At 40.7% G+C, this 15,971-nt stretch carries 12 protein-coding genes; 9 read left to right on the top strand and 3 right to left on the bottom strand.

The window, feature by feature from the left end; all coding sequences use genetic code 11:
* The first annotated feature begins 310 nt into the window (after positions 1–310).
* From V5298_RS15760 to V5298_RS15730, 7 genes are all read left to right on the top strand, one after another.
* Positions 311–1,204, top strand: a complete 894-nt coding sequence (locus tag V5298_RS15760; protein WP_332932403.1) for a WYL domain-containing protein — start codon at positions 311–313, stop codon at positions 1,202–1,204.
* The gene (locus tag V5298_RS15755) at positions 1,201–1,773 is read left to right on the top strand and encodes a DUF6933 domain-containing protein (RefSeq protein WP_416351190.1); all 573 of its coding nucleotides are present in this window, start codon (positions 1,201–1,203) and stop codon (positions 1,771–1,773) included. The genes V5298_RS15760 and V5298_RS15755 overlap by 4 nt, the downstream gene beginning before the upstream one ends.
* A gap of 32 nt (positions 1,774–1,805) precedes the next feature.
* A complete protein-coding gene (locus tag V5298_RS15750) occupies positions 1,806–3,458 on the top strand; it encodes a class I SAM-dependent DNA methyltransferase (protein WP_332932401.1) in 1,653 nt (550 codons plus the stop codon).
* Positions 3,448–4,830: a restriction endonuclease subunit S gene (locus V5298_RS15745; protein WP_332932400.1), complete on the top strand. Its 1,383-nt coding sequence runs from the start codon at positions 3,448–3,450 to the stop codon at positions 4,828–4,830. Before V5298_RS15750 ends, V5298_RS15745 begins: the two co-directional genes overlap by 11 nt.
* Entirely contained in the window at positions 4,831–6,942 is a 2,112-nt protein-coding gene (locus tag V5298_RS15740) for a hypothetical protein (RefSeq protein ID WP_332932399.1), read from the top strand. It begins immediately after the preceding gene.
* Between the two features lie 13 nt (positions 6,943–6,955).
* Entirely contained in the window at positions 6,956–10,264 is a 3,309-nt protein-coding gene (locus V5298_RS15735; protein ID WP_332932398.1) for an HsdR family type I site-specific deoxyribonuclease, read from the top strand.
* A 70-nt stretch (positions 10,265–10,334) separates the two neighbouring features.
* Entirely contained in the window at positions 10,335–11,165 is an 831-nt protein-coding gene (locus tag V5298_RS15730) for a hypothetical protein (protein WP_332932397.1), read from the top strand.
* A 61-nt stretch (positions 11,166–11,226) separates the two neighbouring features.
* Here the strand turns inward: V5298_RS15730 and V5298_RS15725 are convergent, their stop codons facing one another.
* Entirely contained in the window at positions 11,227–11,433 is a 207-nt protein-coding gene (locus V5298_RS15725; protein ID WP_156085781.1) for a 4-fold beta flower protein, read from the bottom strand.
* A gap of 422 nt (positions 11,434–11,855) precedes the next feature.
* Here V5298_RS15725 and V5298_RS15720 point away from each other — a divergent pair, with 422 nt between their 5' ends.
* Positions 11,856–12,152, top strand: coding sequence for a hypothetical protein (locus V5298_RS15720; protein ID WP_332932396.1), 297 nt, complete (start codon positions 11,856–11,858; stop codon positions 12,150–12,152).
* The gene (locus V5298_RS15715) at positions 12,142–12,477 is read left to right on the top strand and encodes a hypothetical protein (protein ID WP_332932395.1); all 336 of its coding nucleotides are present in this window, start codon (positions 12,142–12,144) and stop codon (positions 12,475–12,477) included. Before V5298_RS15720 ends, V5298_RS15715 begins: the two co-directional genes overlap by 11 nt.
* A gap of 676 nt (positions 12,478–13,153) precedes the next feature.
* Here the strand turns inward: V5298_RS15715 and V5298_RS15710 are convergent.
* A complete protein-coding gene (locus V5298_RS15710) occupies positions 13,154–15,682 on the bottom strand; it encodes a sigma factor-like helix-turn-helix DNA-binding protein (protein ID WP_332932394.1) in 2,529 nt (842 codons plus the stop codon).
* Between the two features lies 1 nt (position 15,683).
* Positions 15,684–15,971 (bottom strand): hypothetical protein (locus tag V5298_RS15705; RefSeq protein WP_332932393.1); only part of this gene is annotated, 288 nt, incomplete at its 5' end.

The following is a 15,971-nucleotide window of genomic DNA, read 5'->3' as shown; positions in this document are numbered from 1 at the left end:
GTTTTATTATCGAGTTCGAGGAACGCCTCGAAAAGCATATTAACTAATGGCAGTTACACAGAATCTGTTACAGGCTCGAAATAAATAAGAATCACTCTGTCGAATTGGTTCGCGCTGTCGTTGCAATTGTTAAGAAATCTGCTGAACCACTCACCGTCTGCTCGTTAAACCACGCCTTCGAATATTTCCAAGAGCAACCGCCTTGGGACTAAATAGCGATATTAATTTAGATAAGTTACTACGTGTTTTCTTTACAACCGTCTTAAAATAAACCACACTGGGCTAAAGTTTAGAAACGTAAACAGGGACGATGCTCGACTCTATCAGCTTTGCTCAAAAACAACGCCTTGCCTACATCGACTTTTGCCTGTTGTTCAAAGGTGCGATTTACCGTCAGGATTTAATTAATCGTTTTCAGGTCGGGTTGTCGGCAGGTTCACGAGATTTTAGCATTTACAAAGAGCTTGCACCGGATAACCTGTCTTACGATTCGCGAGAAAAGCGATACTTCCAGACACCTCAGTTCAAACCTGTCTTCGAACACGATGCAAGGCGCACCTTAACCAAACTCGCCAACGATATCTCCGATGGGTTTGATGCAATAGGTGATATCCATTTCCCAGTAGAAGCTCCGTCCAGCCTGAATGTACCCGACATCTTTATTGTTGCGCGTCTGGTGCAGGCCATTATCAATAACAAAGCGGTTAGCGTTATCTATACGTCACTTTCTAGCGGCTCCGGTGCCAGAGAACTTGTACCGCACTCTATCGTGGACAATGGCCTACGCTGGCACGTTCGTGCCTTTGATCGTAAGAGTCAAAGCTTTCGTGACTTCGTACTGACGCGGATTAGCAAGGTAACCATTAAAGAGGCACCGAATGAAGAAGAAAGCGCCCAAGCAGATACCGAATGGCAGCGCCTTATACCACTTCAGCTTGTGCCGCACCCAAAGAACGTTGAGCACCCTACCGCGATAGAAATGGACTACGGCATGGATAATAAGCAATTGCTTATCGAAGTGCGAGCGGCAATGGCTGGTTACCTATTAAGGAGGTGGAATGTTGACTGTACCGAGCGCGGCACACTAAAAGGTGCGGAATACCAACTTTGGCTACAAAACCGGTTTACGCTAAACAACGTGAAAAATTTGGCGATTGCACCGGGGTATGAAGCTAAAGACAACGGAATTGGAGGTAGTAAGTGATCCTCCATTGCACCAAGAAACTTTACGCCAAGCTACCTGAGAAGGTGAAAGCCACAGAACAACCTGCGAGTGCTATAGGCATTCAGGCGAAGTGGCTCAACTGGCATGCGAACCTCATCACTATTCAGCGCAGGCAATGTGTCATTGCAGTGCATGATGCGACACGTTTTACGTTGTTTATTCCGTGCCTGACCAAGAAAGATTTCGCGAACCTTGATTGGCATTTTAACGATGTGTTTATAAACACCTTGCTAAAAAGTGATATGCCGCCTGAGCTGATTAATACCGCTGCGACGAACTACCAACCACTTACGTTCGATACAAACTGTAATCGTTCGGTACAAGGTACGATGAATCAGGTGGCTCAGGAAATTGATTATGGGTTGTATTACAAGAACACGGCGGTAGCGGATATAAGCCCGTACAGATACAGCGCAGATTTAAGCCACAGGCCTTGCGGCGTCAAAGGTCAGAAAGATTATATTTGGCCGGATAGAGAAATGGCTCAGTTACTACAAAAATTACCAAACAATATAGCCGATAGTGCAGAAAATACGAACCTGCATTAGTGGTGAATGGAAAAAGAATACGGACACAAGCAATGAGTAAAACAACAAAAAAGTCAGCAGCGAATAAGAAAGAAATCGTTTTTGAAGAAGCATTATGGGATGCCGCTAATAAACTTCGGGGCAGTGTCGAATCGGCAGAATACAAGCATATAGTACTCAGCCTTATTTTTCTCAAATTCATTAGCGACAAATTCGAAGCGCAGCGAGAAAAGCTTAAAGCGGGAGGCATGGGCGACTATGTTGATATGGTGGAATTTTATACCAAAGACAACGTGTTTTACTTACCCGAAGAAGCTCGCTGGTCGACGATTCAAAAACAAGCCAAGCAAGACGATATCGCGGTAAAGATTGATACTGCATTGCACACTGTTGAGAAGACCAACCCATCGTTAAAAGGTGCATTGCCCGATAACTACTTTTCGCGTTTGTCGTTGGACGTAAGCAAGCTCGCCGCACTTATTGACACCATCAATAACATCAACACCGTTGCCAATGAATGTGATATGAGCGAGGAAGACTTAGTAGGCCGAGTTTATGAATACTTCCTTGGTAAGTTTGCTGCCAACGAAGGAAAAGGCGGTGGTGAGTTCTATACACCAAAGTCAGTAGTTACCTTAATCAGCGATATGTTAGAGCCTTACAAAGGCAAGATATACGACCCATGTTGTGGTTCAGGCGGTATGTTCGTGCAGTCGTTGAAGTTTATCGATAGCCACAAAGGTAATCGCAAAGATATCTCCATTTACGGTCAGGAATATACCAATACCACTTACAAACTGGCGAAGATGAACCTAGCAGTTCGTGGTATCTCAGCCAACCTCGGTGACATTGCCGCTGACACTTTCTTTAAAGACCAGCACCCAGACTTAAAAGCCGATTACATTATGGCGAATCCGCCGTTTAATCAGAAGCAGTGGCGTGCCGATAATGAACTTACCGACGATCCTCGATGGGCTGGTTTTGATGTGCCGCCTACAGGCAACGCTAACTATGCGTGGATCATGCATATGATTTCTAAGCTTAGCGAATACGGCACAGCAGGCTTTGTGTTGGCGAATGGTTCAATGAGTTCAAACACCAGTGGTGAAGGTGCTATTCGTCAAAAAATCATCGAAAACGACTTGGTCGATTGTATGATTGCGCTGCCCGGTCAGTTGTTTTACACCACACAAATTCCGGTCTGCTTGTGGTTTATCAGCAAGAATAAACGCGAAGAAAAAGCGCGAGGCTACCGCAACAGACAAGGCGAAACGCTATTTATCGATGCCCGCGAAATGGGCAGTATGATTAGCCGTGTACATAAAGAGCTTACCAGCGAGGATATCGCTAAAATCGCCAACACCTACCATGCATGGCGACAGGATAAACAATCCATCGAACAGGCACTTGCCGAACAACTAGACGACACTTCGACACAAGAGCTTCTACAAGAGCATAAGCAGCTTAATGCTTATGAAGACGTTGCAGGTTTCTGTAAATCGGCAAGCTTAGACGAAATCAAAGCCAACGATTATGTGTTAACGCCAGGTCGATATGTCGGTGCCGCATCCATTGAAGATGATGGTGTTCCGTTTGAAGTGAAGATGAAAGAGCTAAGCCAGACTTTATATCAGCAGATGGATGAGGCTGAGAAGCTAGACAATGCTATCCGTCAGAATTTAGTGGAGTTGGGCTATGGCAAGTGAGTGGCCTAGAGTAAGAATAAGTGAGGTTTGCGAGTTAATTGTAGATTGCGTGAATAAAACTGCGCCCAAGTCCGAATTTCCAACTGAATTTAAAATGCTGAGAACTCCCAATGTCAAAAATGGCAGAGTCGATACGTCTAACTGCTTTTACGTAACAGAGGATACATATCTAAAGTGGACGCGACGAGCAACCGTAAATAGAAATGATGTTTTGTTAACTCGAGAAGCTCCATTAGGTGAGGTAGGAATAGTTAAGTCAGAAGAGAAGTTATTCTTAGGACAAAGACTAATGCAATACAGGGCTGACCAGACAAAATTAGATCCTGATTTTCTTGTTTATTCCTTTTTGTCGCCTGATCTGCAACACCAATTGAGAATGCATGAGGGATCAGGCTCGGTAGTTAGCCATATTAGAGTAGGTGATTGCTCAAAGTTCGAAATTAACTTACCTCCTTTAACAACCCAAAAAAGCATCGCTAAAATATTGGGCGAACTTGATCAACGTATCGAGTTAAATAGGAAAACCAACCAAACCCTGGAACAAATGGCACAGGCGCTGTTTAAAAGCTGGTTTATCGATTTTGATCCAGTTGTGGATAACGCGCTAGCGGCAGGTAACCCGATACCCGAGGAGTTGGCCCATCGAGTGGAAGTTCGCAAAAAAGCCCATGTACTAACAGAATTTCAGCCACTTCCACAACATATTAGAAGCCTATTTCCAAGCGAGTTTGAGCAAACAGGTGAACAAACTGCCGGTATCGATGGTTGGATGCCAAAGGGTTGGACTTGTAAGCCAGTATCGCAAGCGTTGATTGTTAATCCAAAAGTCAAACTTTCGAAAGGTGAGGCAGCAAGGTTTGCTGACATGAAAGCCATTCCTACTAATGGCTTTCATGTCGAAGATGTTATTGAAAAAGAATTTAATGGAGGCGCTAAGTTCCAGCAAAACGACGTGCTGCTCGCACGAATAACTCCATGCCTCGAAAATGGTAAGACCGCGTTGGTTGACTTTCTTAAAGACGGTGAAGTTGGATTTGGATCGACAGAATTCATCGTTATCAGAGGCAGTGGAGCACTTAATTACCCCTATGTTGCGTGTTTGTCTAGGTTAGATTCATTTAGAAAACATTGTATTCAAAATATGGTCGGTTCATCTGGACGCCAACGGGTTCAAAATAGCTGTTTTGATAGCTTCTTCCTATCTTTACCAAAAGATGAAAGGTTACTGCCCATCTTTGACCGAGTCTGCAAGCCGATGTTTGAGAAAATGACAGTTTCAGGCTCTGAAATAAAAAGTTTGGCAAAGATGAGAGACACATTGCTTCCGAGGCTAATTTCGGGCGAACTGAAGTTAAATAAGGATGTTGCGTAAATGCGTAAGAACCCACTGAGTGACTTGCATGGAATGCTAAACTTAATCAAAGCATCTTCGAATCCTTTCTCCCCAATTGTGGAAGCAATCAACAACTCTCTAGAGTCTATCTTTCAGCTAGAAGATGGCAAAGAAAGAGAAATAGCGATTAATCTGCACTTTAATGATCAAGATGAAAACTCGAAAATTTTAGACTTTATCGAGATATCCGATTCAGGCGTAGGCTTTAATGATGAGTCGTTTTATAGATATGAAAGGCTATTAGATAAGTCGAAAGGTTTTAATAATAGAGGGTCTGGAAGGCTTCAATATTTACATCGTTTTGGTGAAGTGTCATTTCGCAGTATTTATTTCCAAGGTGATGGTTGTTATTTGAGAACGTTTAGTAGTAATAAAGAAAGCTTTATTTATGATGACTCTTCTCCAATAAAAGTTGAATCTGAGCAACCATTTACGACTTTAACTTTGAAGCACTTGAGGAATCATAAACAAGACCAAGCTACCTATTCTGGACTGAAGTTTAGTAGTTTTATTTCTTGGGTAAAGTCCCAGTTTGCTCTTCGCGCTTATTTGGAAAGGAGCAAGGGAAAGTTATTTCCAAAAATTAAAGTAAAATTTTCGTACCAAATAGAAAAATCAGAAGAGGTGACGATTAATCCAGATAATTTTCCTGCGCCAAGTGACCAAGGATGCTTTGAAGTTAATTATCAAGAACCGTTCGATGATAAAGGTAAAATCGGTTGGCGAAATGCCAAAGATTTAGAACCTGAAAGGTTTAACTGGTGTGTTTTTACATTTCCAGCAGATGAGATCGATATTCATGGTGCGTTTCTGTGCAGCAAAGACATTCCCGTAGAGGAAGTCAAAAACCCCGTTTTAAGAAAGAGTAATGGGTATCTTGGAAACAAGATGGTTACTGCGTTTTTTGGTGACTATTTAGATAGCCCTGATAATGTGAATCACGCTGTAGATTCGTTTGTTATTCCCAATAAATCGTCTGTTAAAGAAATATCAAGTTCATTGTTTGGGAGTGAGGCGGCGGTATACCTTGATGACATCAAAGAGCAAGCAAACAAACAACTTAAGTTTATATACAAGGAGGTGGAGAAAGCGCAGGAGAGCACAGAAAGAAAAGTGATGTCGCTGGCAAGAGAATTGGGAATATCTAAACACATTGCATTGAGTGTCAAAAAGTCAGTAAAGCTTACAGACGATGATGAAACCATAGTAAAAAAATTGCACATTGAAGAAGCAAAATATGTTGCAGATAAAAGTAACGAGGCAAGGAAGGTCCTAGATCAGTTAAATCATATGGATCCGACAGATTCTGCTTATCAAGATGAACTCGAAGAGAAAACAGCTGAATTGTCTTCCTTGATTGACGCACAAAACAAAGAAGAACTCTCAAAATATGTTGTCAGGCGCGAGTTGGTTGCGAATTTGTTAGACAAAATATTGAAGCAAGACTTGGTTATTCAGTCAAAGCCTCTTTCAAGTGGTAAAAAGCGAAGAGATAAAGAAGGCTTTGTGCATGATCTGATTTTCAAACGGAAATCTGGGGGCAAGCTTAATGATCTTTGGATATTTGATGAAGAGTTTGTTCATTTTGATGGTTGTTCCGATATGCCTCTAAATGAGATCAAGTCGGAGTCAGGAGAATATTTGCTTAAGGATATTCCTAAAGAAGAAATCTCAAAGTATCAGCTAAAAATTACCAAGCGCCCAGATATCTTCATATTTGCGAAGGAAGGCAAGTGCGTACTGATCGAGTTCAAGGCGCCAGATGTTACGCTTACTGACTATATGCACCAGACTCCGAATTATTGCACATTAATTGCAAATTACAGTGTCCATAAGATAGAAAAGTTTTATTGTTATCTAGTGGGAGAGACGTATAGCAAAATTGATGTACCTGCCGAATATGAAGAAACTGTGCATGGGTCTTGGTTAAGAGAAAAGATACGAATCATCCATCCTGAAACACGAGAGCGCATAGCTTGGGCACAGCAGGAAATAGTTAAGCTATCGGAAATAGGGGCGCGGGCACATCGTAGAAATAGAAATTTTGCCGAGAAGCTTGGGGTTGATGTTTTTTTAGATAAGGAGAAATAAAAGGAGTTATGAATTGAAGTTTACTGAAGCTCAACTAGAAGCGGCAATTATCGAGTTACTAGAAGGACAGGGATATCCTTATGAGCCCGGTAGTCAGATTGCACGTGCGCCTACCGACGTTATTATCAAAGATGACCTGCAAGCGTTTTTAGCCAAGCGGTATGCCGATGATGATATTACCAGCGGTGAAATCGACAGCATAATACGCCAGATTGAGCTTCTGCCTGCCAGCGACCTATACGAAAGCAATAGAACCTTTTGTAAGTGGTTAAGTGATGGTTTCTTACTTAAACGAGAAGCAAGTAGCGAAGAAGGCAAAACCTCCCAGAAAGACTTGTATATTCAGCTTATTGATTACGATAACGTGGTCGAGTCACTGCTTTCTTCATTACTAAACGACAAGCACGAAACAAACCTTATAGAAAAAAACCGTCAACAAAAGGTCGCCGAGCAACACCTTGAATTCGAAACGATAGCTTCAGCCACTAAAGACAGCAATATCTATAAAATCGTTAATCAGCTTGAAATAGAAGGTGCAGAAGGCGAACTTCGTATTCCTGACGGTATTCTTTATATCAATGGCTTACCGACAGTGGTGTTTGAGTTTAAAAGCGCCATTCGTGGCGAAGAAGCGAGCATCCACGATGCTTATGTTCAGCTTACTACCCGATACCGCAGAGACATCCCACAGTTGTTTATTTACAACGCGCTATGCGTCATCAGCGATGGCGTAAATAACAAAATGGGTAGCCTGTTTGCGCCATACGACTTCTTTTATGCGTGGCGTAAAGTGACAGGTAACGAGTCAATTGAAAAAGACGGTATTAGCTCACTGCACACCATGTTGGAAGGGTTGTTTGATAAAGCGCGACTTCGCGATGTGATACGTAACTTTGTGTTCTTTCCTGACACCTCAAAACATGAGGTGAAAATTGTCTGTCGCTATCCGCAGTATTACGCCGCCAGAAAGTTATACCAAAACATCAAAGACCACCGAAAGCCAATAGGCGACGGTAAAGGCGGTACTTACTTTGGGGCAACGGGATGCGGAAAAAGCTTTACCATGCAGTTTTTAACACGCCTGTTAATGAAGAGTGTCGAGTTCGAAAGCCCAACCATTGTGCTAATTACCGACAGAACTGACTTGGACGACCAGCTCTCGCAACAATTTACCAATGCTAAAGGTTACATTGGCGACCAGACTGTGGAATCGGTAGAAAGCCGTTCTGATTTGCGCGCCAAACTGCAGGGTCGCAACAGCGGCGGTGTGTTCTTAACCACCATCCACAAATTCACTGAAGATACACAGCTATTAACCGAACGTAGCAATGTGATTTGCATTTCAGATGAAGCGCATCGCAGCCAGACTAATTTGGACCAAAAGCTTCGCATTGTGGAGAAAGGTCCCAACGCAGGCGTAAAGCGTACCTTCGGCTTTGCCAAGTATTTGCATGACTCGTTGCCCAATGCCACTTATGTGGGCTTTACAGGCACACCGGTAGACGCCACCTTGCATGTATTTGGTCAGGTGGTCGACAGCTACACCATGACAGAGTCTGTCAAAGACGAAATCACCGTGCGCATTGTGTATGAAGGCCGTGCCGCCAAAGTGGTATTGAACAACGCCAAGTTAGAAGAGATTGAAGCCTATTATCAGCAATGCGCCGAAGACGGCAGTAACGAACACCAGATAGAGGAAAGTAAGAAAGCCTCAGCGAACATGACGTCTATTCTGGGTGACCCTGACCGTATAGAAGCTTTGGCGAAAGATTTTGTGGCGCATTATGAGCAGCGACTACTAGAAGGCTCAACTATTAAAGGCAAAGCCATGTTCGTGTGCAGCAGTCGCGAAATCGCCTGGCAGTTCTATCAAGCACTGAAAGACATAAGGCCCGAATGGTTTGAAGTATTAGAGTGCGAAGCCGGTGCGACACTGACCGAACAAGAAAAGAAAAAGATTAAGCCAATAGAGCGGGTAAAAATGGTAATGACCCGTGGCAAGGATGATCCCAAGGTATTGTGGGATTTACTCGGCACCAAAGAGGATCGCAAAGAGCTTGATCGCCAATTCAAAAATGAAAAGTCCAATTTCAAAATCGCCATTGTGGTGGATATGTGGTTAACCGGTTTCGATGTGCCATTCCTAGACACGATTTACATCGACAAACCCATACAACGCCACAACCTGATCCAGACGATATCTCGTGTTAACCGCAAGTACGAAGGCAAAGACAAAGGTTTGGTGGTGGATTACATCGGTATTAAAAGCCAGATGAATAAAGCCTTGGCCCAATATGCCAAGACAGATGAAACCAATTTTGAAGATATAGCCCAGTCTGTCGTGGTGGTGAAAGACCACCTAGACTTGCTTGCGAAGCTAACCCACGGCTTTGATGCCAGCGATTACTTCACTGGTAAACCTATTGCGCAGTTAAACTGCTTAAATAACGCCGCTGAATTCGTACTACAAACTAAAAAGCTCGAACATCGTTTCATGGCGTTGGTTAAGCGGTTAAAAGCAGCCTACGACGTCTGCTGTGGCAGTGAAAAGCTAAACCAGAAAGAACGAGACCTGCTCCACTTTTATCTTGCAGTGCGTTCCATCGTGTACAAGTTAACCAAAGGCAATGCGCCAGATACCGCGCAGATGAATGCCAAAGTACGCGAAATGATCACCGAGGCATTAATGGCTGATGGCGTTGAAGAAATCTTTAAGCTTGGACAGGGGCAGGACGGTATCGATATCTTCGACGATGATTACCTTGCCAAGATAGAAAAGATAAAGCTGCCTAATACCAAAATTCAGTTACTTCAGCAGATGTTGGCAAAAGCTTTAGGAGAGTTTAAAAAGGTTAATAAAACTAAAGCTTTTGATTTTTCAGAGCGATTTAAATCACTGGTCGAAAAATATAACGAGCGAAAAGAAGAAGACGTGCTGGTGAGCAATGTACTGGAAGATTTTTCGGACGAAATCATCAACATGTACAACGACCTCAGAAGCGAAATGAACTCCTTTGAAGATATGGGCATCAACTTCGAGGAGAAAGCGTTCTACGACATCCTGCTTGCTTTAGCGGCTAAATATGACTTCAACTATCCAGACGATAAATTGCTAGAACTTTCAAAGGCCGTGAAAAACGTAGTCGATGATAAAGCGAAGTACACGGACTGGAGCCAGCGCGACGATATCAAAGCAGAGTTGAAAGTGGATTTAATCATACTGCTAGCCAAGCACGGCTACCCACCTGTTGACCGCGATGAGGTGTATAAGGAGATTTTCGAGCAGGCGGAGAACTTTAAGAAGAATAGGGGACAGGTCTAAATAGTAAGACTTGTATAGTCTTGTTCGTTGTGGACTTGCATCACTATTACTGGGTAATTAAAGGATTTTTATGGCGAAGGAAAATACAAGTAGAGAGATAAGTAAAGGATTTTACTGGTTACTAGGCTCGGTATTCGGTATTGCGCTGATATTTATGATCATTGTTTTTGGATTGTATTTCTTTACTTTTTCCGGAGAACTCGGCACTCAGGAGATGTTTGCACAGTTCGGAGATTTCGTTGGCGGCTTGCTAAACCCGATTTTCTCCTTTCTGACTATAGTCCTACTCATTGGCTCATTGTTTTTGCAAAGGCAAGAACTGGGTAAAGTCGTTGAAGAGTTGGAGCTTACTAGAGGCGTCCATCAGTCTACAGTAAACATGAGTCTATATGAGCATTTACTTGAAGATTTTCAAAAAGAAGGTTCCGACACCAAAATGTCAGCCTTAAATTTCAGGGAATATTTGGATGAAAAGCTAACTCTAGACATTTCCCATAAAAATAACTATGAGATTGGAAACTTTACGCTATTTGAAATTATTTCTAATAATGGGCTTATGGATATTGCCAAGGAAAAAGGTTACTTAGCCTCTAGAGCATCAGCCACTGGTGACAAAGTGACAGCATCCAGGGATTTTAAAGAAAAATTAGATTTACTTGACGCAAGCATAAAAACCATAGTTGAAAAACTTACTCAGGTAAGAGGTTTAGGATGCCCCAAATTGAGAGCAAGTGAGTTACTTGGGTTTTGTGAAGAGATTTTGGAGGACTATTACTATTCTAAGCATATCAACAAAATGGCTAAAGCGAATCTGCTCAAGTACGCTCGTTTCAATGAGCTCTTAGCTGCGGTTGAAGACTACCCTGAGAATCCGATTCCTAAGGGTATAATCTCAACGTAAGTTGACTAAAAAAGCCTGACTAAATGCTAATAATATTAATATCTAAAAAACTAACTAAAACTTAGTCACTTACGCGAAAAAGGCTTGAACCATCAATTTTGGTCGCTTGACCATTTTCATAGCTGCCGAGATACTTACAGGGTACTATAGTATTGTAAACTTCATCATTATCTACACGATATAAAATCTTGCCAGATAAATCATAAACGTATTCCCCATCAAATGTCCCTGTGTGATTGCCTTTGGCATCATAAACTTGCTTATACATTCTTACTCCTAGTCAATCCGAAAAAATGGGGAAAATTCGTGGTCTCCGGTTTTTTCACTATACCCATAAAATCACTACAACGTGCGGGAAAAAACTCAAAATTAGTTGATGTTAATCGTCTTGAAAGCAATCAAACTGGCTTAGGTAAAAGCGAGAAATAGACCAGTGGTAATGCGACTTAAAGATAAAGATGCGCAATTATTTGCTCGTTATCTGTGCGAGAGCAAAAATCTGGCTTGTACGTTTTACAGATGTTGGGGTTCTGTTCTTAGACGATGTTATCCCGATCACCATTCTTTCTTAATGTAGCAATATGATAGATAATTTGCTATCAATACTGAAAGTATAAAAGTTTTGCGATTAGTTGGCAGAAAAACGCGTAAATCGCGCTTTACTAACTCGTTATAAACCAAGGAGGAGTTGTGGCGCACGTTGCAAAGAAAAAAGCTAAGAGAAAGCCAGTTACAATTTATTCGAAGATACTTAATTCTCTAGAAAACAAAGATTATAAATATCGGACTTTGCAAGGTATTGCAAAAGAGACCGGGTTATCTGAGGCTCAAATCATAGCAATTATACAAAAGCATTCTGACGAGATTGTACAACGCCATAGAACAGATAGAGCTGGACATCGCTTATTCAGCACAAGAAAAAAATACAGAAAAACAGCTGGTGTTTCTGAGAGGTTTATGGGGGCTTTACTTAATCGTGTCTACTGAAATTACTCTTCTAGGGTTTGGTATTGCTAAGGATACTTTCATTAACTTAGCCGGTTTGTTTGGTGGTTTTTTCCCTTTTATTGTTGATCTTATACAACGACAGAATATAGAGATATCGAAACGAACTGACCTGTGTAAATTATTCTATTTTGTTAAGCTTGTAATCCTGCCTACCTGTGCATTAATAATTACAGCATTCGCAACGAGCTCTGGAAACGTAACAACTTGGATCGCGGCATTGTACTTAGGTGCCACTTTCCCAGTATTTGCACAAAAAGCAGTATCAATGAAACCCCCAGGAATGGATACCAAAATGGGTGCTTAACTTTTCACCCGTTAGTTAACTTTTAATCACCGCTTTAGGTGGCGTTGAGCGTCTACTTGTCTTAAACAGACTCCGGCTTTCGCGGTAGCGATGACCTGAAATTCGCTCAAATAAAATCCTCCAAAGTAAGAAGGTCACCGATTAGCTGCAGAACGAGTCAATGTAAAAAAGTGAAAATAGTTGCTGTTCACAGAAACCTCTGATAATCAGAGTAGTTGCGATAATAAACAAAAATAACTCCATATTAATACAACTTAAAGGCAGCAAAATTCCGATAGGCATTAATTGAAATTAGTTGCTGTTAATACACATTAAAATCAACTAGCAACTGCTGATGTTGGTATCGTAAACGGATGACAGATTGAACGACCATATTTCAAGTCCATGTTTACGGCGTTGTCAAAGCGGTGCTGAAGTGAAGATACTCCACTAGCTCACCCATCTCTTCAAGAGATTCGATCGCCTTGCGTATTATCATTGTTAAACGAAAAGCTTGATATCTTAGCTCTGCTAACCGACTTTAACGCACCACCTCTTTACCCAGTCTAGCTTTTATGAGACTCTTTTTTCAGGTAGTTCATTATCCACTTCCATTTACATCCCCTATATTTCCTACTTACTGGATTATTGGTTAAGCATTATTTGGTTGGTATTTTATTTAAGTAATAAATAATCGCTATTTACAATTTGAGGGGTCATGTTTCCATGACTGTACAATTTTATTAGCGTTCTCCTTGGTTATTGCTATATGTTTTCTTAGAAGTGACACAGCTTCGTCCCGCGGCATATCACGACTACAAAAAGTGCTCAGAGCATCTCTGATATTTTTAAACTTTATTGGCATAAGGCTGAATAGACCATGGGCTCTGTGCCATCCTCTTTGGGATGCGTAGCATCTGGCAATTCCAAGGTAAAAGTATTTTGAATAACTGACTGATAGTTTATTGTTTATTTCTTTTTGAAAAATAGATGTATCTAGAGGCAATCCGTATTTCATAAGTATTTCTTGCATTAAATCTAAATATGCGGGGACATTAATATCTCTATACGCTAGCTGAGGTGTTGAATAAAGCTGCCGTTCAACTTGTGCGACGCGTCCTTCCTCAACCATTTTGTCTAGATAAAATGCAGCATGGGCAAGGCTTTTACTTTTTAATAAAGTTGCTATTTCAGGTTTAGTTATTGGCTTCCCAGCATTTTGCATCGCTTCTAAGATAACTTCCCTTTGAGTAATGTTTTTAAAACCCTTTTCCTTCCCGACAGAGTCTGATTGTGAGCGCCCAACAAAAAAATAACCAAAATCTTCTCCGAAATGCTTAACGAAGTGGCGAATCTCATAATAATCAAACTGCTTTAGGTAGTCTGATGAGTGATAACACTGATTGAGATGAACAACGTCACGGGACGTAGCATCAAAATATTTATCGAGTTCAGCAAACACATTATCAAGGTGTATCAATTCTGCATTTATAAATCGAGTGTGCTTATAAAGTCCTTTACCAGCAAGATAGATATAGTCTTTGTGTTTGAACGCTTCAGAATCAAGCCTATCTTCATATATTTCCGATCGTGAATAACCGTTAAAGTTCACGAGTTTCGCAATATCCTGCCATGGTAAGCCTTTCTGATGATCAAATAACACACAAGCAACCGCTTCAGACTTACCTAGTAATCTAGGAGATAATTGATCGTCATCAATTAATATTACCCCCTGATTTTTTAGACTTAAAATAATGTTATGTAAATTTTGGATTCCCTCAAGGTCTAAATCTTCGAGTACGGTAATAGCATCATCTAAGTGCACTGGTGCGCCGTTTTCTGCAAAATAAGAGTTTAATATGTTTTTGTCGAATTCTGGATAGACATATTCGTAAAGGTTATCCTTTTCGCAAACAATATCCAGAAATTCATAGAAGGCCTTTTCGGAAGAAAAACATTCATATAGATTTTTCACTTTATCTTTCAAAAAAGGTTGCATTTGGGGTTGTAAGAATTTCCAGAGTGTTTCAGGTTTTAAACGCAAATTGAGAAGGAGTTGGTCGTTTATTTTTTTTTCTTTCTGCTGCATGCGCTGCCTTGTAACATCAAACATCTCGCCGACTTCTTCGAATGTAGCTTTTTCTTCTACAAAGCCCCAGCGTAGTTGTGCTATCTCGGCATCACCTTCAGCAAGTTTATCGAGATATTTATCTATGTCATCTAAAAGCAGTTTTTCTATTTCTCCAAGCGATATCTCATTTGCCAAGCGGGGAACAATTATATCCGACTCGAATGATAGGTAATTTTTTGTACCCATCGATATCTTTTGGATTTCCTTCAATACAATTTTTTTGAAATCCACCAGAGCATCTACAACACCTTGACCAAAACCACGTAGCTTGATTAATTTCGAGGCATCTAGGGCTAGAATAAGGTCAAAGTTAGACATTAATTTTGACAACTCCATATCCATATATCGAGCATACTTCTCTAGAGGTTTTATAAAGCGAAATTCAACACCAGCTAAACATACTAGAAAATTTGATGTGTCTATTTTCGAGATATCAAATTCATTTTTCGTATTGGATGTTTGATTTATAGGAAAATTTGCCTTGCTAAGGACTCGAGACTTAAGCATTTTGAAAGTGTCGACGTATGAAGCTCCAACACCATTAAGCGAGGCAATTTCGGAGACGCTCAGATCAATAAGATCTCCAAATGTATCGCCAAGATTAAAGCTAGAATTATTAAACCCGACATTTCTGAGTCTTTTGATCAGTTTCAAGTATTTAGCTGGGAGATTGACTTCATCAAGAGGTGTAGATAAATTGGGAACATCAAAATCTTCATTTATCTTTTTCTCTTCTACCTTTTTTGCAAGCTTATCTTCTTCTGTTTTTATATCAGTATTTGATTGGTCAAAATCCTCATAGAGAGAAGAAGACTCGGAAGGCGTTTCAAGATTAGAAGATAGTACGTCTCTCTGTTCTGTTTCGAGCGTGTTACTTTGTAGTTGGACACTATTATCTAAAAGTTTAATTTCTCTCAAGAAATCAGCGAAATATACATTTTTATGGAGTTGGCAGAAACTATCACTATCTAAGGTTTCAATAATCTCCCAAAGAGATTTTAGATTGGAATAGTTAAAATGATATTGGCTTTCTAGCTCACCGATTAGCTTTGCGAGAGCGGCTACTATTCTTGATTCATTTAATTCTATTCTCAAATTATTCTAGTCCTTTAATATTTTTAAGAAACAACGATAGCGATTGATATTTTTCTTTGATTTTTAGCTTGTCATCATCTGATATCAACTTGAGGTCTGTACGATTAAAAACAGTTCCTCTGTAGGCCTCTAAAAGCTCACAAAAAGTATCATTTTCAGATTTTTCGTGAATAATAATTTCCTCAGGATAGTCGATTTTAATACTATTTTTTTCTACATCGGGAAACAGCAGCTTAACTTCTCTTTCAGTACAAAGGTAAAGTTGGTTATGCATGAAATGATGAGTAAT

Origin of the sequence: Alteromonas sp. 14N.309.X.WAT.G.H12, assembly GCF_036697315.1 — a bacterium.
Taxonomy (GTDB): Bacteria; Pseudomonadota; Gammaproteobacteria; order Enterobacterales; family Alteromonadaceae; genus Alteromonas.
This window is presented reverse-complemented; position numbering and strand designations above follow the sequence as displayed.

Bases quoted from the DNA above. Each gene is read 5' to 3' on its own strand.
- V5298_RS15760 (WP_332932403.1), top strand. From the start codon at position 311: ATGCTCGACTCTATCAGCTTTGCTCAAAAACAACGCCTTGCCTACATC.
- V5298_RS15750 (WP_332932401.1), top strand. From the start codon at position 1,806: ATGAGTAAAACAACAAAAAAGTCAGCAGCGAATAAGAAAGAAATCGTT.
- V5298_RS15745 (WP_332932400.1), top strand. From the start codon at position 3,448: ATGGCAAGTGAGTGGCCTAGAGTAAGAATAAGTGAGGTTTGCGAGTTA.
- V5298_RS15740 (WP_332932399.1), top strand. From the start codon at position 4,831: ATGCGTAAGAACCCACTGAGTGACTTGCATGGAATGCTAAACTTAATC.
- V5298_RS15730 (WP_332932397.1), top strand. From the start codon at position 10,335: ATGGCGAAGGAAAATACAAGTAGAGAGATAAGTAAAGGATTTTACTGG.
- V5298_RS15725 (WP_156085781.1), bottom strand. From the start codon at position 11,433: ATGTATAAGCAAGTTTATGATGCCAAAGGCAATCACACAGGGACATTT.